The organism is Streptomyces shenzhenensis (assembly GCF_021462265.1).
Lineage (GTDB): Bacteria > Actinomycetota > Actinomycetes > Streptomycetales > Streptomycetaceae > Streptomyces > Streptomyces shenzhenensis.
Genome location: NZ_JAJONF010000012.1, coordinates 174,713 through 193,740 on the forward strand (window position 1 = coordinate 174,713; position 19,028 = coordinate 193,740).

General features: G+C 72.7%; 15 protein-coding genes. 10 read left to right on the forward strand and 5 right to left on the reverse strand.

Annotation, left to right across the window (positions count from 1 at the left end):
• Window positions 1-41: 41 nt before the first annotated feature.
• Both LQ326_RS18395 and LQ326_RS18400 read right to left on the reverse strand, forming a co-directional pair.
• Complete coding sequence (locus LQ326_RS18395; RefSeq protein WP_234538090.1) at window positions 42-1,973, reverse strand: phosphatase PAP2 family protein; 1,932 nt, start codon at window positions 1,971-1,973, stop codon at window positions 42-44.
• Window positions 1,974-2,269: 296 nt separating this feature from the next.
• On the reverse strand, window positions 2,270-3,175 hold the full coding sequence (locus tag LQ326_RS18400) for a BadF/BadG/BcrA/BcrD ATPase family protein (protein WP_234538092.1): 906 nt from the start codon (window positions 3,173-3,175) through the stop codon (window positions 2,270-2,272).
• Between the two features lie 323 nt (window positions 3,176-3,498).
• Between LQ326_RS18400 and LQ326_RS18405 the strand changes: the two genes are divergently transcribed.
• From LQ326_RS18405 to LQ326_RS18430, 6 genes are all read left to right on the forward strand, one after another.
• A complete protein-coding gene (locus LQ326_RS18405) occupies window positions 3,499-4,632 on the forward strand; it encodes an ROK family transcriptional regulator (RefSeq protein ID WP_234538094.1) in 1,134 nt (377 codons plus the stop codon).
• A gap of 274 nt (window positions 4,633-4,906) precedes the next feature.
• The gene (locus LQ326_RS18410) at window positions 4,907-6,229 is read left to right on the forward strand and encodes an ABC transporter substrate-binding protein (RefSeq protein ID WP_234538096.1); all 1,323 of its coding nucleotides are present in this window, start codon (window positions 4,907-4,909) and stop codon (window positions 6,227-6,229) included.
• 123 nt (window positions 6,230-6,352) lie between these two features.
• The gene (locus tag LQ326_RS18415) at window positions 6,353-7,264 is read left to right on the forward strand and encodes a carbohydrate ABC transporter permease (RefSeq protein WP_234538099.1); all 912 of its coding nucleotides are present in this window, start codon (window positions 6,353-6,355) and stop codon (window positions 7,262-7,264) included.
• Window positions 7,261-8,163, forward strand: coding sequence for a carbohydrate ABC transporter permease (locus tag LQ326_RS18420; protein WP_268207231.1), 903 nt, complete (start codon window positions 7,261-7,263; stop codon window positions 8,161-8,163). The genes LQ326_RS18415 and LQ326_RS18420 overlap by 4 nt, the downstream gene beginning before the upstream one ends.
• 2 nt (window positions 8,164-8,165) lie before the next feature.
• Window positions 8,166-9,890 carry a hypothetical protein gene (locus LQ326_RS18425; RefSeq protein ID WP_234538104.1) on the forward strand — a complete coding sequence of 575 codons (1,725 nt, stop codon included), beginning with the start codon at window positions 8,166-8,168 and terminating at the stop codon, window positions 9,888-9,890.
• 47 nt (window positions 9,891-9,937) lie between these two features.
• A complete protein-coding gene (locus LQ326_RS18430; protein ID WP_234538106.1) occupies window positions 9,938-11,755 on the forward strand; it encodes a hypothetical protein in 1,818 nt (605 codons plus the stop codon).
• Window positions 11,756-11,891: 136 nt separating this feature from the next.
• Here the strand turns inward: LQ326_RS18430 and LQ326_RS18435 are convergent, their stop codons facing one another.
• Window positions 11,892-12,560 (reverse strand): nucleoside/nucleotide kinase family protein, encoded by a 669-nt coding sequence (locus tag LQ326_RS18435; RefSeq protein WP_234538109.1) that lies wholly within the window; start codon window positions 12,558-12,560, stop codon window positions 11,892-11,894.
• Window positions 12,561-12,637: 77 nt separating this feature from the next.
• On the opposite strand from LQ326_RS18435, the gene LQ326_RS18440 reads away from it, so the two are divergent.
• Together LQ326_RS18440 and LQ326_RS18445 are read left to right on the forward strand one after the other, a co-directional pair.
• The gene (locus LQ326_RS18440) at window positions 12,638-13,372 is read left to right on the forward strand and encodes an HAD family hydrolase (RefSeq protein ID WP_234538110.1); all 735 of its coding nucleotides are present in this window, start codon (window positions 12,638-12,640) and stop codon (window positions 13,370-13,372) included.
• A complete protein-coding gene (locus tag LQ326_RS18445; protein ID WP_234538112.1) occupies window positions 13,369-15,714 on the forward strand; it encodes a glycoside hydrolase family 65 protein in 2,346 nt (781 codons plus the stop codon). The genes LQ326_RS18440 and LQ326_RS18445 overlap by 4 nt, the downstream gene beginning before the upstream one ends.
• A gap of 25 nt (window positions 15,715-15,739) precedes the next feature.
• On the opposite strand, the gene LQ326_RS18450 is transcribed toward LQ326_RS18445, so the two are convergent.
• Both LQ326_RS18450 and LQ326_RS18455 read right to left on the reverse strand, forming a co-directional pair.
• Entirely contained in the window at window positions 15,740-16,624 is an 885-nt protein-coding gene (locus LQ326_RS18450) for a M56 family metallopeptidase (RefSeq protein WP_234538114.1), read from the reverse strand.
• Complete coding sequence (locus tag LQ326_RS18455; RefSeq protein WP_234538116.1) at window positions 16,621-17,004, reverse strand: BlaI/MecI/CopY family transcriptional regulator; 384 nt, start codon at window positions 17,002-17,004, stop codon at window positions 16,621-16,623. Before LQ326_RS18455 ends, LQ326_RS18450 begins: the two co-directional genes overlap by 4 nt.
• Before the next feature lie 147 nt (window positions 17,005-17,151).
• On the opposite strand from LQ326_RS18455, the gene LQ326_RS18460 reads away from it, so the two are divergent.
• Window positions 17,152-18,099: a lysylphosphatidylglycerol synthase transmembrane domain-containing protein gene (locus LQ326_RS18460; RefSeq protein WP_372496890.1), complete on the forward strand. Its 948-nt coding sequence runs from the start codon at window positions 17,152-17,154 to the stop codon at window positions 18,097-18,099.
• 73 nt (window positions 18,100-18,172) lie between these two features.
• On the forward strand, window positions 18,173-19,027 hold the full coding sequence (gene prcB, locus LQ326_RS18465) for a proteasome subunit beta (RefSeq protein ID WP_234538120.1): 855 nt from the start codon (window positions 18,173-18,175) through the stop codon (window positions 19,025-19,027).
• The last annotated feature ends 1 nt before the right edge of the window (window position 19,028 follow it).

The following is a 19,028-nucleotide window of genomic DNA, read 5'->3' on the forward strand; positions in this document are numbered from 1 at the left end:
GCCATGGCCCTACTGTCGCATCGCTCCCGTCACCGGGCGCGTCACCGCTTCACGAGTCGTACCGACAGACCGTCTGCCGTGTAGACGGGTACGGCCCGCAGCGTGGCGGAGTTCAGCTCCACCGCGGCGAACTGGCCGCGCAGCCGCGGTGCGCCGACGACCGGGAGCGTGCTGCCCGCGGCCGGCGGGCGCTCGGTGTCCAGGTTCAGGGACAGGGTGCTGCCCCTGCCGAGGACGGCCAGGTGCTTCACCGTCAGCGGCGCCCTGCGGCCCTTGGCCAGGGTGACCTCCAGGGTGCCCGCGTCCTGCGTGTACGTACCGCGCACGAACAGCTCGTCCGTGACCCGCAGGGTGCCGTCCGAGATCCGGACGTCACCGCGGCCCAGCGCGTCCGCGGAGGCGGCGACCAGGGTGCCGGCGGCCAGCACGGTGCCGCCCCGGTAGCGGTTGTGGCCGGTCAGGGTCAGCGTGCCGGTGCCCTGCTTGGTCAGACCGCCGGGGCCGTCGATGTCGTTGCGCCAGCTGTCGGCCGCCGAGAAGCCGCCGGCCGCCGCGTCCAGGGTGACCGTGACGTCCGCGTCGAAGGCGCCGTAGCCGTCCGCCGCGGCGAACAGGTTGAGGCGGCCCCACTGCTCCGGGCCGTCGAGGAGCACGTACCCGGAGGGCAGGCCGGTGGTGCGCAGCACCTCGCGGCGCTGGTCGGCGGTGAGGTAGGGCTGACGCGTCTCCAGCAGCACCTCGGCGCCCTTGGGCACGGTGAGCGGGAGGTCGCGGCCCTCCCGGTCGAGGATGTACGTCAGCCGGGGCGTGGCCGCGCGCTCGTTGGCCTCGCGGTCGGCGTACGGGTCGGTGCCGGAGTCGGCCGAGTGGGCGTAGGCGTACAGGGTGTCGGCGGTGCTGCCGGTCTGCGCCTCGAAGTAGGCGAGGGCCTGGGCGCGGGCGGCCGCCTTGAGGTCGGCGTTGGCCGGGTCGGCGAGGGTGGCGGCGGCCAGGGCGGTGGCCATGATGCGGCCGCCGATCACGTCGACCGTGTTGTGCATTCCCGCGATGATCCGGGTGTCGCTCAGCTCCAGGGCACGGGCGACCAGCTCCTGGAAGCGCTCCGGAACGGCGTACGCGTAGGCCAGGCCCGCCAGGTGGAAGGCGTTGGTGTGGCCGGACGGGAAGCCGCCGTCGTCGGCGGCGGAGGTGCTGCGCTGGCGCAGCAGCTGCGGGGCCACGACCACGTCGGACTCGTAGACCGGGAAGCCGTACGCGTCGGTGCCGCCGGTGTCGACGACCTCGCTGTCCTCGTTCATCCGCCACGGACGCGGGTACTGGTAGGCGTACTTGGAGGGGTTGCCGGACGCGTAGTTGCCGCGCACGGTGTCGACCAGGGCGGCCACCTTGCCCAGCGCCGAGTCGTGCGAGCCCGCGCCGAGCGCCGAGCCCGCGGGGGCGCCGGCCGGGACCGCGTCGCTGATGGTGGTGGCGGGGGTGCCGTCGGGGGCGCTGGTGATCGAGGTGACCGCGAGGGAGCCGGCCTTGTACAGGTCGGCGAGCGGGCCGAGGCCGGCGATCATGGCGTAGCTCTGGTGCTGGCGGTCGTAGAGGAACGCCTTCTTCGCGTCGGCGGCGCTGCGCTTCTTGGTGATCTTGGCGCAGTAGCGCATGTTGGCACGCAGGATGTCGGCGCGCAGCACCGTGCCGGTGTTCCAGGCGGAACCGGTCTTCCACACCCGCGCGAAGCCGCCGAGGATGCGGACCACCGCGTTGGTGTCCGCGGTGAGGTTGGTGCTGATGTTGGTCTTGTAGTCGTCGACGAACGCGAGGGCCGTCGCGGCCTTGGCGTCGGCGGCCGCGAGCCAGCCGACGAGGGTCGGGGCCGCCAGCACCCCCGCCGACGCGCCGAGCGAGGTCTTCAGGAATCCCCGTCGGCCGACGGCGAGTCCACGGGCCGGAGAAAGGGAGTGGGGCCCGGCAGGTGACGGCATGGGTGTGCCTCTCTTTTGTTCTACGGGGACTTCACGGGTTCTACGGGGACTTCACGCGGACCGTCGGTGTTCCCGATGCGCGTGAGCGTGTGGGTTCGCGTGGGAAAAGTGCTGAACGAGCGCAGTTCTAGGGCGACTTCGTGACCCGGTGGTCATGGTCCGAAGGACGTCGCATGACCCGGAGTTGAACGACGGCCCGGTGGTTCACCCGGACGACCGGCCGCGACCTGCGCGGTCGCGGCGTCGAACGGCTTGTGGTCCGGGCCCGCGGGAGCGGACGTGCCGCGCACGGGTTCTCACAGGATCGAACGCGCCAGTGCCACCGCTCCCTCGACCGGCGGGAGCCGCAACGGCTGCGGCCGGGCCCCGGGTACGGCCTCGGCGAGCGCGGCGGCGAAGGCGTCGTACAGGCGCCGCTGGGAGAGGATCGTGCCGCCGGCGACCACCACGTCGTCCACGGCGAGACCGCGGGCGGCGAGCCGGGCCACCAGGCCGGCCAGGGCGCGGCCGCCGTCGGCTATCACGTCCGCGGCGAGGCGGGAGCCCGCGTCGGCCGCGGCGAAGAGCACCGGGGCGTGCCGGCCCCACTGGGCGGAGACGTCGGAGGCGCTCTCCAGCGCGGCGCCGAGTGCGGGCACCTCGGCCACCTCGAAGGCGGCGAGGAGCCCCGTCGCGAGGGCGTCGGGTGCCTCGCCCCGGTCGTGGGCGGCCCAGACGGCGCGGGCGGCTTCCCGGACGAGCCCGGCGGCGCCGCCCTCGTCACCGAGGATCGCGCCCCAGCCGCCCACCTGCACGGGGCTGCCGTCGGCCTGCCGGCCGACGGCCACCGAGCCGGTGCCGGCGACCAGGCCGACGCCCTTGTCCAGGCCGGCGGCGGGGACGAGGAGTTCGGCGTCGCCCACCACCCGGACGGGCACGTCGAGCAGGTCCCGCAGCGCGGCGGCGATGCCGGCGCACTGGCGGGGGGTCTCACAGGCGTGCCCGCCGACGGCCAGGGCGGCCGGGCGGGTACCGGGAGGCAGGGCGTCGTGGACGAGCGCGGTCAGCCAGCGGGCCGCGGCGTCCGGGTCGTGCGGCCGCCAGCCGCTGCTCGGGCGGACGTGGTCGGCGACCCGGTCCGCGCCGGCGAGGGCGCGGAGCTGGGTCTTGGTGCCGCCCACGTCGATGCCGACCAGGAGCGGGGAGGAAGGAGTTTCCTGCACGGATCCTCTTTCGTCGTCTGGGCGAAGAGCGCCGAAGAGCCTGGCACTGTGCTGTGACGGCGGGCGAACCGGTCTGGCCGAACAGGAGTCGAGCACGTCAGGAAGCCCCGGGACGGGCTTCTTGCGGAGCACGGCAGGCGAGTACCGTGAACTTCGTTAGGAAGTTAACTAACGAAGTACAGTGCGTCAAGAGTTGCCGCGGACTCGGTCGACGGGACGCTGTCGAGGCCACGATCGCGCGGCACACCGGCACCGCATCGCCGCATCCCGCGACACCCGGGGGAGCGCGGCCCCTGACCCCTGGGGGAACCGTGGAACACGTCGTGGCTGAAGCCTCCCGGCTCACCGAGAGCGCCGGCGCGGTCTTCGCCGTGCTGGCCCAGGTCGGCAGCGCCACCCGGCCGCAGCTCGCGAGTCTGGCCGGCCTGTCCAAACCGACGGTCTCCGCCGCCGTCGCGGAGCTGGAGGGAGCGCGGCTGGCCACCCACTCCGGCACCTCCTCCAGCGGCACCGGCCGCTCGGCCGCCGTCTACGGCCTCGGGGCCGCCTCCGGCTCGGTCCTCGCGGTCGACCTCGGCCCGGCGCGCACCCGGGTCCGCGGCTGCGCCCTGGACGGCACCCTGCTCGCCGAGGCGGACACGCCCCGCACCCGGGCCGCCGACGCCGTCCGCGAGGCCCTGGCCGCGCTGCCGGCGGGCGCCCCGCTGCGGGCCATCGTGGTCGCCGTCGGTGATGTCACCGCCCCCGACCGGGCGGGCAGCGGGATGCGCCCGGCGACCGCCAAGGCCGGGCCCGTCTTCGACGCGGTCTCCGTCGCCCTGCCGCCGGGCGTGCCCGTCCACCTGGAGAACAACGTCAACTGCGCGGCCCTCGCCGAACTCCACGAGGGCGCCGCCCGGGGCCGGCGCACCTTCGGCTACCTGCGGATCGGCGTCGGTGTCGGTCTGGGCATCGTCATCGGCGGCCAGGTGCTGCGCGGCGCCAACGGCGCGGCCGGTGAGCTGGCCCGGCTGCCCTACCCCTGGGACGACGACCGGGAGCCCCGCCAGGAGGCCCTGGAGGCCTACGTCGGCTCACACGCCCTGCTGCGCCGGGCCGCCGAGATCTGGCGGGAGGCCGACGGCCCGTGCCCGCGCACCGCCGACCGGCTCTTCGCGCTGGCCGCCCAGGGCCGGGAGCCCGCCCGTGCTGTCGTCGCCCGGCACGCCGCCGACGTGGGCCGGCTGGCGGCGGCGGTGACCGCCGTACTGGATCCGGGGCTGATCGTGCTGGGCGGCAGCACGGGCGCGGACCCGCAGCTCCTGCCCGGGGTGCGGGCCGAGCTGGACCGGCTGAGCTGGCCCACCGAGGTGGTCAGCAGCCAGATCGGCGATCTCGGTACCGTGGCGGGTGCCGCCCGGCTCGCCGTGGCCAAGGGAGTCCAAACCGTGACCGAAGGCGCCAGGGTGAAGGATTGACGGCTTCCTCATCGGTCTGCCAATGTCCGGACAAGCGCTTTCTAAGTCGGCCGGGACGCCGGCTTGGGGTGAGCCTCCCAGCCCGTACACGACGTACGGCAACCGCACGAGGGCGTGCCCGTGCGGTGACGGCCCAGGCGGCCGGGGATCTCGCCCCGCGTGGACGATGCGGCCGGGCGAGGCCGCGACCCCGGAAAGCGACTTTCCTTCAAAATGCACCCGTGCCGCCTCAGCCGGCGCCGTGCTCCGTCCCTCCGAAGAAATGGGATCGAAGATGACCACTGTGGGTGTGCGGCGCTCCCGCCGACTCGGCCGCGGCGGTATGCGCCGCCTGGTTCCCCTCGCTGCCGTGGCCTCGGCAGGAGCCCTGCTGCTCTCCGCCTGCGGGTCGGGGTCCGGCTCGGGCGGTACCTCCAAGTCGCTGACGTTCTGGATCTCCACGGTTCCGGGGCAGGACGCGGGCTGGAAGAAGCTGGTGGCGCAGTACAAGAAGGAAGCCGGCGTCGACGTCAAGCTCGTCAACATCCCCTACGACGGCTACACGACGAAGCTGCACAACTCCGCGCAGGCGAATGCTCTGCCCGACGTGGCGGCCGTACCGGCGCTGGACCCGATCTGGTCGAACAAGCTGATCGACCTGAGCTCCATCGCCGGGAACAAGAGCTACAACATCAATGCGAACTTCCTGGCGAAGGACTCGTCCGGCAAGGTGCTGGCCATCCCCTCGGACGTCACCGCGTCCGGGCTGTTCATCAACACGACGCTCTTCAAGAAGGCCGGCGTCTCCTTCCCCACCTCGTCGTCGAAGACCTGGACCTGGACCGACTTCATCGCGGCCGCGAACAAGGTCCGGGAGAAGACCGGCGCCAAGTACTCCCTGACCTTCGACCAGTCGCCGTCTCGACTGCGCGCCATGGTGTACGAGATGGGCGGGAATTACGTCCACGCGGACTCCTCCGGCAAGTTCTCGGTGGACGCCGCGACCAAGAAGGCCGTGAAGACCTTCGTCGGATGGAACGACGACAAGATCATGCCGAAGTCGGTGTGGACCAGCGGCGCCGACCCGTCCGCGATGTTCCAGAGCGGTGACGTGGTCGCCTACTGGTCCGGCGTGTGGCAGGTCGCCGCGTTCGCGGACAGCATCAAGAAGTTCGACTGGGCCAGCGTCCCGACCCCCGCCCAGCCCGTGCAGGCCAGCGACGTCAACAGCGGCGGCCTGATGGTCGGCTTCAACAACAACGGCGCCGCGGCCACCGCCGCGAAGAAGTTCATGACCTGGGTGTACGACCCGAAGCAGTACACCGAACTGGTCGAGAGCTCCGGATTCCTCCCGGTCGAGAGCGGTCTGAGCCCGAACTACCCCTTCAAATCCGACGCGGCGCAGTCGGCGTTCAAGCTGTACAACGAGGAGATCCCGCTGTACGCCCCGATCTCCGGCTACTTCAACGGTGCGCAGACGGACTGGGTGCTGAAGGGCAAGAGCCTCACCACCGACCCGACCAAGACGGAGCTCGGCAAGGCGATCAACGGCCAGCAGTCGTCCGACAAGGCGCTGGAGAACATCGTGGCCGGCTACAACCAGCAGGTCGGCGGCTGATCGCAGCCCCCAGGGCGGGGCGGCGGGACCGAGCCCCCGCCGCCCCGCCCTGGCCAACCACGTGATGCCGGGCTCATCGCGTGAACCCACCGCAACCCATTCCACCAGCACGGAGTCAGGAAGATGACAAAACGCGCCTCGGCCGTGTCCGCGAGCCCGCCCAGAAGACGCAGTAAGTACACCCTTGCGCCGCTCACTCTCATCGCGGCCAATGTCGTGCTCTTCGCGCTGTTCTTCGTCTGGCCGGCGGTGATCGGGCTCGTCTACTCCTTCACGAACTACACCGGTGTGGGCGCGTTCCAGTTCATCGGGCTGGACAACTATCACAACCTGTTCGGGGACTCCACGTTCTACGACGCGCTGACCCGGACGCTTCTGTACACCGTGCTCTTCGTGCCGCTGAACTTCGCGCTCTCGCTCCTCGCGGCCAACCTGGTGGTGAACAAGCACGCCAAGGGTTCGTCCGTCGCCCGCGTCATCTTCTTCATCCCGTGGCTGCTGTCGCCCATCGTCGTGGGTGTGCTGTGGCGGTGGCTGTTCGGTGAGAATTTCGGCCTGGTCAACTACGTCATCGAGAAGCTCGGCGGCAGTGCCGTTCCGTGGCAGTCGAACGCGGACCTGTCGCTGCTCGTGGTGGTGGCGGCGGCGTCCTGGATGTGGACGGGTTTCACGATGCTGCTCTTCATCGCGGCGATCAAGAACGTACCCGTGTCGTACTACGAGGCGGCATCGCTCGACGGTGCCGGACCGTGGCGCCAGTTCTTGAGCATCACGCTGCCGAGCATCGCGCCGACCTCCTTCATCGTCGTCCTGCTCAACACGATCAACGCGATGAAGGAATATCCGGTGTTCGTCTCCCTGAACAACGGCGGACCCGGAACGTCGAACAACCTGCTTGTCCAGTACATCTACCAGACCGGCTTCCAACGGGGCCAGATCGGCTATGCGAGCGCCGCGTCGTTCGTGCTCATGCTCATCCTGATGGCCGTCGCGATCATCCAGCTGATCGTCAACCGGCGGGTGGAGAACCGATGACAACCACAGACATACCCCGCAAGGCCGACGCCGATCCCGGTCGGACTGTATCCAAGAAGCGGACCCGCGGCGCGGTGAGCGGCGGGATCCGACAGGCGGTGTCCGCAACCACCCTGCTGTGGATCCTCGCGTGCCTCTACGGGCTGCCGGTGCTGTGGTTCATCCTCAGCTCCCTCAAGCCGGCCAGCGACCTGTTCTCCTATCCGCTGACGCTGGTTCCGCACCACCCCACCCTGTCCGGGTACCTGACGGCGTGGCGCAGTGCCAACTTCTCCCAGTTCTTCATCAACACGACCATCGTGTGTGTGATCACGACGATCCTCACGGTGGGAGTGAGCTGCTGCACCGGGTACGCGCTGGCCAAATACGACAACAGATGGCTCAAGGCGTTCTTCATCTGCATCCTGGCCACCACGATGCTGCCGGGCGAGGTCATGCTGGCCCCGGAGTTCCTGGTGGTTCGCAACCTCGGCCTGTACAACTCGTTCGCCGGCATCATCCTCCCGGCGGTGCTCACCGCGACCGGATGCTTCATGTTCCGCCAGTTCTTCCTGACGGTTCCCGACGAACTCGTGGAAGCGGCCCGCATCGACGGTGCCCGCGAACTGTCGATCTTCCTGCGGATCATGGTGCCGCTCTCCCGGCCCATCATGCTGACCCTCGCCATCCTGTCCTTCCAGTGGCGGTGGAACGACTACATCTGGCCGCTGCTGATGCTCAACGACCCCAACAAGTTCACCGTGCAGATCGGCATCCAGAGCATCGTCGGCGCGCAGAACATCAACTGGTCGGTCCTGCTCGGCGCCTCGGTCATCTCCATGGTCCCGCTGATCGTGATCTTCCTGGTCTTCCAGCGCTACGTCATGGGCGCCGACATCAACGCCGGACTGAAGGACTGACCGTGCCCACCCCGCTCGACCACGAGTTCCTCCGCGCGGTGGCCGGCGCCGCTGACCGGTCGGCCGCCCCACTGGTGGCCGGCCCCGAGGACGAACCCGCCGGTGTGACCCACCGCGTCCTGGCCCGCCGGGTGAAGACCCTGGTCGCGGCGTACCGCTCCCCGGACTCGGCACTGCACGGCAGCAGCCGGGCCGTCGCCGCCGCACTGACCCACCTCCGCGCCCTGCTGGCCGCGCAGACCGCCTCCGGTCTCTTCGCCGGCGGCGACAACGTGCAGTCACCGCCGGACTCCGCGTTCACGGTGAACGACGTGTGCGACGCGCACGTGCTCGCCGCCGGCGCGGGACCGGAACTGCGTGACGTCACGGCCGCGCTTGCCGAGATCGCCGGCGCTGCCTCCGCCGCCCTCCTCACCGGCGGGGTGCACACCCCGAACCACCGCTGGGAACTGTGTGCGGCGCTGGCCCGGCTGCACCGGTCGTTCCCGGACGCCCGGCTGCTCGACCGTGTCGACGCATGGCTCGCCGAGGGCGTCGACATCGACGCGGACGGCCTGTACTCGGAACGCAGCGCCGTCTACGCGTCCCACGTGTCCAATCCCTCGCTGCTCCTGCTGGCCGAAGTCCTCGGCCGCACCGACCTGCGGGACGCCGTCGAACGCAACCTCACCGCGACATTGGACCTGATCAGACCGGACGGCACGGTGGAGACCGTGCACTCGCGCCGGCAGGACCAGCACCACCCGTTCCCGCTGGCGTCCTACCTGCCGCACTACCGGCTGCTCGCGGTCCGCAGCGGCCGGGGCGACTTCGCCCGGGCGGCGCGGCTGGCAGCAGCCGACGGGGTCGACGACCCCGGCCTGCTCGCCGAGACCCTCCTCACCCCCGACCTGTGCCACGCGCTGCCGGCACCGGACCCGGAGCCCCTGACCCGCGACCGGTACCTCGGCACGGCGCGCCTCGCCTCACATGCCTCCGCCACCGCACACACCGTCCTGTACGGCGGCTCGGACGTGCCCGGGCACCGGCGCATCCGCTCGGGACTCGCCTGCAACCCCACCTTCCTGCGCCTGTTCGCCGGCGACGCCGTCCTCGACGCGGTCCGGCTCTCCCGGGGCTTCTTCGACCTGGGCCCTTTCCGCGCCGCCGACATGCAGCAGGTCGCCGGCCACCAATACCGGCTCACCGAGACCCTGACGGCCGCCTACTACCAGCCGCTCCCGCCGGACCGGCGACGGGACGACGGCGCCTACCGCGTGGCGGACGAGGGACGCTTCTCGGCCGCGATGGCCTTCCCGGACCGGCCCCGGGACGAGGTCTCCCACACGACACGCGTCGAAGCGGAGCTGCGGGACGACGGCGCCGACCTGAGGATCGACATCAGCGGCCCACGGGTGCCCTGGGCACTCGAACTGACCTTCCGGCCGGGTGGCGAGCCGCAGGGCGCCGTACCGATCGGTGACAGGCGCTGGTGCCTGACGACCGGGCCGCTGACCTACCGGGTGGGCGACGACGAGATCCGCGTCGAGGCCGCCGTCGAGGCCGGCGAACCACTCGCCGGACCGGACCGGAGCGACGTACTACGGTACGACCCGGGCCAGGACTACACCGTGGCCGGCGGCACCGACGCGACGACCGGGAACCGCGTCTACCTCGGTGGGCACGGCCCGCAGACACTGACCGTCACCCTGCGCGCCCGGCGTTCCGTACCCGGCGTCCGACCCTGACCACGTCCGCCACGGCCACCTCCGCAACGAAGGGCTGACCTCCCCCGATGCACCTGCCGCGCCAGCTCGGCCCGCTGCACGACCTGCCGGCCACCCCCGAGGCGTACGACGCGGTCCTCGCCGACGTCGTGGCGCAGGCCCTGGCCCGCCTCACCCCCGAGGGCAACCTCGAACACCCCGACGCCGACGACGACATCGGCGACACCTCGCTCGGCGTCACCTCCCTGCTGGCCCTCGCCTGGCAGCGCTCCAAGGACCCGCGGCTGCCGGAGGCGGTGCGCCGCAGCCTCGCCTTCCACCTGCGCGAGCGGGTCTACACCGAGGACAACCCCGGCTACCCGAACCTCACGGTCCGCGGCTCCGGCCTGCCGTACGCCCGGTACGTCCTCGAGGCGGGCGCGCACCCGATCGGGGACTGGCCCAGCACGGTGTGGGCGCTGCTCCAGGCCGTGAACATCCTCGACCTCGCGGACGGCCTGGTCGACGACGAACAGCGCGCGGAGCTCGTCGAGGTGAGCCACGGCTACTGGCGCTGGCTGACCGAGGCCACCTGCTTCAACCCGCAGGAGGCCGGGAACCAGGCGATCGGGTGCGTGGTCGGCGGGCTGATGCTGGCGCGCCATCTGCCGCCCGGGCAGGAGGAGCCGGTCAGGGCGCGGGCGCTCGCCCTGTACCGGGACCGGATCCGGGCCCACCGCGTCCTGGACCGGGGCGCACTGCTGCCGCCCGAGCACGGCGGCGCCTACGACAACAACTACGGCCCGATCTCCCTGTCCTTCCTCGCCCAGGCCCACCGGATCAGCGGCGCGGAGATGTTCGCCGAGGACGGCGACGCGCTCGCCCGCTACCTCGACGCCCGCCTGACCAGCGGCGGCTTCGACAACGGCGGTCCGCGCTACAGCGAACAGCACTCCGGTTTCGAGTCGGTGCTCGGGCTGCGCTACTTCGGCGCCCGGGTCGGCTCCGACCTGGGCCGCTACCGGGGCGACACCAACTGGGGCCGGCACGCGGTGAAGCCGGACGGCGGGGTCGACGGGCACTTCGCCTGGATGCTGGTCTGGCAGATCCAGGACACCACCCCCTGGCACCGGAACCCGTCCGCCGGCCCGGCCCGCCACCAACTCCGCGCGGATTCGGTCTCGGTGGCCTTCGACAGCCGCATGACCCCGTCACTCCTCGAGGCCGGCGGCACCTACTACCTGCCGGCGGCGGTGAACCGGCAGCACGGCTTCGGCCCGGTCCTGGACGGCTTCCTGTACTGCCGGCCGATGGGCGAGGTCCGGGTCCGGGACGTACGCGCCGGCGGCCTGAGCGCCAAGCTGGTGAGCAAGCCGGTCGTGGGCCGCGACCACGTCCTGCGCCACGTACGCTCCCTGTACGTCACGGACGGCACCCGGCTCTGGGTGACGGTGGCCGTAGAGCGCCTGGACGGGACGCCCTACCTGCTGGCCGGGCTGCCGTACGCGGCGGACGACGGCGACCGGGTGCGTCGGGTCGCCGAGGGCGAGGTCGCCTCGGCGGGTGCCCTGCGCCTCACGCATCCCGCCGCGCAGGGGACGGACTGCTTCGACGCACGCGCCGAACTCACCCAGGAACAGGCCGCGTTCGCCCTGGCCGCCGACCCGCGCGGCTACGGCGACCCGGACGAGGGCTGGCGCCACCTGGTCACTTCCACTGCCTACGAGGCCGAACCGGCGCCGGGCGCGCCGGAGAACCTGCACGTGTTCGCCGTACGGTACGGCCCCGGCGGTGACTTCACCCCCTCGTTCGAGGGCGATCTGACCGTGCACACCGAGGCGTTCACGGCCGTCATCGGGGCCGAGGACGCCCGCGGCGAGCCGGCACTGGCCCTCGCTGCCCGCTGAGCGCCCGGCTGTACCACCGCGACCTGCGAGATGCCGACGGCGGCGCCGCCGTGGCCGGCCGCGCCCACGCGGCGGCAGCCGCATGCCGGATCCCGCATCGCGCCCCTTCAGGGCGCTGCCGCCGGGCCCGCCCGGTTCAGCGACCGCTGCCCGCGTCGTACGGCGCGGGCAGCGCCGTGCCGGGCACCACCAGGTCCGCCAGGTCCCGGGTGGCGGCGACCAGGTCGGCGTTGAGCTGGTCGGTGCCCGCCACCCAGGCCACCGCCTGCTCGTGCGCCTTGCCGAACTCCTCGTGCCGGGCGACCAGCCGCCGTACCCGCTCCGCCTCGTCCGTCTCGCAGAACCACACCTCGTCCAGGGCCGGCCGCACCCGCGCCCACAAACCGTCCGCCAGCAGCAGGTAGTTGCCCTCCGTCACCACCAGCCGGGCCGTCGGCGGGACGGGGACCGCGCCCGCGAGCGGCTGTTCGAGGACCCGCTCGAAGCCCGGCGCGTACACCACGGTGTCCGTCTCTGCGCGCAGCCGCCGCAGCAGTGCCGCGTACCCGGCCGCGTCGAAGGTCGCGGGCGCCCCCTTGCGGTCCCGCAGACCGAGGCGGTCCAGTTCGACGTCGGCCAGGTGGAAGCCGTCCATCGGCACGTGCGCGGCCCACGGCTCGCCGGTGCCGTTCAGTTCCCGCACCAGATGGTCGGCGAGGGTCGTCTTGCCGGCACCGGGGCTGCCCGCGATGCCGAGGATCGCGCGCGGACCGCGTCCGGCGAGTGAGCGGGCGCGGTCGAGGAGGTCGTCGAAAGTCAGCGGCACGCAAAAAGTGTGACACCGGGCCCGGAATGTGGCGGGCGCCACCCCCTGGAAGCCGTCCGGTGGGGAAGATGCCGGACATGACTGCACTCGGGCTGCCCGACACCATCCAGGCCTGTCTCTTCGATCTCGACGGGGTGGTCACCAAGACGGCCGTCGTGCACGCGGCGGCCTGGAAGGAGACCTTCGACGCCTTCCTGCGCGGCTACGGGGGACAGCGGCCCTTCGATCCGGTCGCCGACTACGACGAGTACGTCGACGGACGCCCCCGCGCCGACGGGGTCCGCGCCTTCCTCGTCTCCCGCGGCATCCATCTGCCCGAGGGCGACCCGGACGACCCACCGGACGCCCCGACCGTGCACGGCCTCGGCAACCGCAAGAACGTACTGCTGCTGGAGAAGATCCACACCGAGGGCGTCGAGGCCTACGACGGCACCCTGCGCTATCTGGAGGCGGTCCGCGCGCACGGGCTGCGCACCGCGATCGTCTCGTCCAGCGCCAACTGCCGTGACGTGCTGCGCTCGATCGGCGCCGAGCACTTCTTCGACGTCCGTATCGACGGGGTCGTGGCCGCCGAGCGCCGGCTGCCCGGCAAGCCGCGCCCCGACACCTTCCTGGCCGCCGCCCACGACCTGGGGGTCGAACCCTCCGGTGCCGCGGTGTTCGAGGACGCCCTCGCCGGAATGGACGCGGGCCGCGCGGGCCGGTTCGGGTACGTCGTCGGCGTCGACCGCGTGGGACAGGCGGACGCCCTGTACGCACACGGCGCGGACACGGTCGTCAAGGACCTCGCGGAGCTGGGGGGCAAGGAGTGATCACCCACCGGTCGTACGCCGTGGAACCCTGGACGGTCCGTGAGACCGCGCTCAACCTGGACGTGCTCGCACAGAGCGAGTCCGTGTTCGCGCTGTCCAACGGGCACGTCGGCTGGCGCGGCAACCTCGACGAGGGCGAACCGCACGGTCTGCCGGGCAGCTACCTCAACGGCGTGCACGAGGTGCACCCGCTGCCGTACGCCGAGGCGGGCTACGGCTACCCCGAGTCCGGGCAGACCGTCATCAACGTCACCAACGGCAAGATCCTGCGGCTGCTGGTCGACGACGAGCCCTTCGACCTGCGCTACGGCCGCCTCGCCGCCCATGAGCGGGTGCTGGACCTGCGCCGGGGCGTCCTGGAGCGGACCTGCGAGTGGACCTCGCCGGCCGGCTCCACCGTGCGGGTCCGCTCCACCCGGCTGGTCTCGCTGACCCAGCGGGCGATCGCCGCCGTCTCCTACGAGGTGGAGGCCGTCGACCGGCGCTGCCGGATCGTGGTCCAGTCCGAACTGGTCGCCAACGAGCAGCTGCCCGGTTCCGACGGCGATCCGCGGGCCGCCATGGCGCTGGAGTCGGCGCTGGAGCAGGAGGACGCCTTCTCCTCCGGGCACCGGCTGCGCCTCGTGCACCGCACCCGGCGCAGCGGCCTGCGGGTCGCGGTCGCCGCCGACCACACCGTCGCCGGCCCCGAGCGGACCTCGACCCGTGCCGAGAGCGGTGCGGACGTGGCCCGGCTCACCGTCACCTCCGTGCTGGAGCCCGGGCAGCGGCTGCGGGTGGAGAAGTTCGTCGCCCACGGCTGGTCCGGGGTGCGCTCGCTGCCCGCCATGGCCGACCAGGTGGACGCGGCCCTCGCGGCCGCCGCCCACGAGGGCTGGCAGGGGCTCACCGAGGACCAGCGCGGCTACCTGGACGACTTCTGGTCCCGCGCCGACGTGGAGGTGGACGGCGACGAGGAGGTCCAGCAGGCCGTACGCTTCGCCCTCTTCCACGTGCTCCAGGCCGGGGCCCGCGCCGAACAGCGGGCGATACCCGCCAAGGGCCTCACCGGCTCCGGATACGACGGGCACGCCTTCTGGGACACCGAGATGTTCGTGCTGCCCGTCCTCACCCACACCGCCCCCGGCGCCGTCGCCGAGGCGCTGCGCTGGCGGTACAACACCCTGCCGGCCGCCCGTGAACGAGCCGCCCAGCTCGGTCTGGACGGGGCCGCGTTCCCCTGGCGGACCATCGCCGGCTCGGAGGGCTCGGCCTACTGGCCGGCCGGTACCGCCGCCTTCCACGTGAACGCCGACGTCGCCGACGCGGTGGTCCGCTACGTCGCCGCCACCGGCGACACCGACTTCGAACGGGACACCGGCGTCGAACTCCTCGTGGAGACCGCCCGGCTGTGGCGCTCGCTCGGACACCACGACAGCCGGGGCGCCTTCCACATCGACGGCGTCACCGGCCCCGACGAGTACAGCGCGGTCGCCGACGACAACACGTACACCAACCTGATGGCCCGGGCGAACCTGCTGGCCGCCGCCGACGCGGTCGAACGCCACCCGCGCCAGGCGGCCCGGCTCGGCGTCGACGCGGAGGAGTCCGCCGCCTGGCGGGACGCCGCCGAAGCGGTGCACATCCCCTACAACCACGAACTCGGCGTCCACGAACAGCACGCCGGGTTCACCCGCTACCAGCGCTGGGACTTCGAGAACACCCGCCCCGACCAGTACCCGCTGCTGCTGAACTTCCCGTACTTCGACCTCTACCGCAAACAGGTCGTCAAACAGGCCGACCTGGTGCTGGCGATGTACACCTGCGAGGCGTACTTCGACGAGGAGCACATCGCCCGCAACTTCGCCTACTACGAGCCGCTGACCGTCCGCGACTCCTCGCTGTCCGCCTGCTGCCAGGCCGTCGTCGCCGCCCAGACCGGGCATCTGTCCCTCGCCCACGCCTACACGGCCGAGGCCGCGCTGATGGACCTCGACGACCTGGAGCACAACACCCGCGACGGACTGCACATCGCCTCCCTCGCCGGCACCTGGATGGCACTGGTGGCCGGCTTCGGCGGGCTGCGCCACTACGACGACGGGGCCAGATTCGCCCCCCGGCTGCCGGAACGGCTGCGCCGGCTCGCCTTCAGCCTGCAACTGCGCGGCAGCAGGCTGCGCGTGGAGATCGGCGCGGACAAGGCGACGTACACCCTGCTGGACGGCCCGCCGCTGACCGTGTTCCACCACGGAGAACCGGTGACGGTCGGCACGGACAGCCCGGCGGTGCGGGCGGTGCCGCCGCCCAGGCCGGGGCCGACGCCGGCACAGCCGCCGCACAGGGTGCCGACCCGGCCGAGTTGATCTGCAGCGCCCCTTACGGGGCGCTTCACGTCAGCGCGTCGGACAGCAGGGCGAGGAGGTCGCCCGTCGCGTCGGCGGCGAACAGGGCGGCTCCGACGCCGAGCGCGAGAACCGCCGCGGCTGCTGGCCACAGCGAGGGCGGGGGAGCCATTTGCAGCGCCGCGATCCGCCGGGTCACCGCGCGCTCGGCGAAGTTCAGGGCGCAGCCCGGCCCCGCGCTGAGCGCCGCGCGAGCCAGCGCCCGGGCGGTGGTCCCGCGGTCCCCGACGTCGGTCGCCGCCTGCTCGTCCGCCCACCGCTCCACCAGGAAGATGACGGCCGAACGGACCGGGCCGAGCAGCGGGTTGGCGGCCGCGGCGAATGTCACCGCGGTCACCAGCTGGCCATGCCGGTGTCTCAGGTGGGCGCGTTCGTGCGCGAGCAGCACCCGCCGTTCCGCCGGTGCCAGCGCGCCCAGCATCGCCGAGGTGACCAGGATGCGGCCCGGCCGGCCCGGGATCGCGAACGCCTGCGGCACCTCGGAGGCGGCCACCACCAGTTCGGTGTCCCGCGGATGCCCCTCGCACAGCCGCCGCAGCATCCGCCGGGTGCGCCGCTCGGTCCGCACCGCCCGCCGCACCCGCCGGACCACCACGGCCAGCGCGACGCACGCGGCGACGCCGATCACCTCGGGCACCGGGTCGGCCAGCGGGCGGCCGTCCTGGTGGGCCTCCCGGATCAACGGCGGAGCGTCGCCCAGCAGGGCTGTCGCCAGCAGGACCAGCGACCAGGTGGCCGCGGCGGCGGTCAGCACGGCGGCGGACGACAGCACGCGGGCCGCCAGCGCGGGCGCCACCCGGCGGCCGATCACCGGGCTCACCAGGGGCAGCAGCAGGGAGACCAGCAGCGGGGTGTAGACGTCGAACCTCATGCGCCGCCTCCGGCGAACAGGTTCCGCAGCGCCCGCTCCTCCTCCGGGCTCAGCCCGGACACGAACTGCTGGAGCGCGGCGATCGGGTCCGGGCCCCGGTCCAGGGCCTCGTGCATGGCCTCGGCGGTCAGCTCGGCCGCGTTCTTCGCCGGCCGGTAGGCGCCGCGCCGCCCGTCCGCGTCCCGCAGCACCAGGCCCTTGTCGTACAGCCGCTTCAGGATCGTGTGCACCGTGTTGTACGCGAGCCCGCCGCCGATCTCGGTCTGGATCTCGGCCGGGGTCAAGGGGCCTTCGGTCGCCCACAGGGCTGCCAGGACCTCGCTCTCCAGTTCTCCGGCGCTGCGCCGCTCCGCCCTTCCGCGGGACCCTGTGCCAGCCATGGCACAACCTTACAGCGCGTAGTGCCGCGGTTCGTATGGCCGTCCCCGCGCGGCCTCCGCCGGTAAGTCCGGTTAGTTTGTCAGTGTTTGTCCCTGAAGCCCATGGAGGGTCCTGCGCGCCGCAGAGGAACAGGGGTGGGTGCCTCGATGGTCCCGAACGTGAACGCCACGCCCGCCGTGGGCCGCCGGGGACTCTACTGGCAGAGCGGTGCCTGCCTGGTGCTGCTGCTCGGCGCGGGCTGGCTGGCGCGGCGGCACTGGCCGGCCGTGGCGCGCGGGGCGGTCCGGCTCGCCGGCGCCGACCAGGGCTGGCTGCTGGTGGCGGCGACGGCGGCGGCCGGCACCTGGGTGTGCTCGGCGCTCGCCCAGCAGGGCGCGGTCACACCCCGGCTGCCCGGCGGACGGCTGGTCGCCGTGCAGTTCGCCGCCTCGGCCGCGGGGCACGTGCTGCCCGCCGGGCTCGGCTCGGGCGCGGTGAACCTGCGGTTCCTGATGCGCTGCGGACTTCCGGCGGGCCGCGGGGCGTCGGCCCTCGCGGTCAAGGCGGCCGTCGGTGCCGTGGTCCGGCTGGTCCTGATCGCCGTGCTCGCCCCCGCGTGCCCGGGGCTGCTGCGGATCCCGCACGTGTCCGCGGCCGCGCTGCTCGCCGTGGCCGGCCTGGCCGCTGTGGCCGGGGTGCTGCTCCGGGTCCGGGTGTGGCCCCGCTGCCGGGGCGCGGCGGCCGCCGTGGCCGCGGACATCCGGGCCCTGCACGCCCGTCCGGTCCGCGCGGCCGCGCTGTGGGGCGGGTCCTTCGCCTTCGCCGGACTGCACGCGCTGGTCCTCTTCGCCGTCACCCGGGCGGTCGAACTTCCGCTGTCCCCCGCCAGGGTGGCGCTGCTCTACCTCGCCGCGAGCGGCGCCGCCGCGCTGCTGCCCACCCCGGGCGGCCTCGGCTCCCTCGACGCGGCCCTCGCGTTCGCTCTCACCGCCTCCGGAACCCCGGCCGTCGCGGCCGCCTCCGCCGTGCTCGGCTACCGGCTGTTCACCGTGTGGCTGCCCCTGCTGCCCGGTCTGCTGTTGCTCGGCGTGCTGATCCGGCGCCGGGCGCTGTGACCGGGCGTGCGTTTCCCGGCGGCCCGCATCAGGTAGGAGTCCGGTGTCGTCAGCCGACAGAAGGGGGATCGGTATGCCAGCGCAGGAGACCGGGGGCCGGCTGGGGGAGGAGTTCTTCACACCGGGAACCTCGTCCTTCGCCGGGTTCCTCGCCGCCCACCGGCCCGAACTGCTGCCCACCCGCAGTCCGCTGCCCCCGGGCACGGTCGCCGCGCCCGGCGCCTTCCCGCACGGCACCACCGTCCTCGCCCTCCGCTTCCGCGACGGCGTGCTGATCGCCGGCGACCGCCGGGCCACCATGGGCAACCTCATCGCCCAGCGCGACCTGGAGAAGGTGCACCCCGCCGACGACCACACGGCGGTCGCGTTCGCCGGCACGGTCGGGCTCGCCCTCGACATGGTCAAGCTCTACCAGGTCGAACTGACCCACTTCGAGAAGATCGAGGGCCTCCCCATGACCCTCGACGGCAAGGCCCGCCGGCTCGCGACGATGATCCGCGAGAACCTCGGCCAGGCCATGCAGGGCCTCGCCGTCGTCCCGCTGCTCGCCGGTTACGATCCCAAGGCGCCGGCGGGGGCACGCGGCCGCATCTTCAGCTTCGACATCGCCGGCGGTCTCTACGAGAAGCGCGCGTTCCACGCCGAGGGCAGCGGCTCGCCGTACGCGGCGGGCGCCCTGAAGAAGCTGCACCACCCCGGCCTCACCCGCCGCGAGGCCGCCCTGGCCGCACTCCAGGCGCTGTACGACGCGGCCGACGACGACTCGGCGACCGGCGGCCCCGACCTCAACCGCCGTATCTTCCCGCTGGTCTCGGTCATCACGGAGGACGGCTTCGAACGGCTGCCGGAGGCCGAGACGGCGGAACTGACCCGGGAGATGGTCGGCCAGCGCCGCACGCGCCCGGACGGCCCCGGCGCCACCCCCTGAC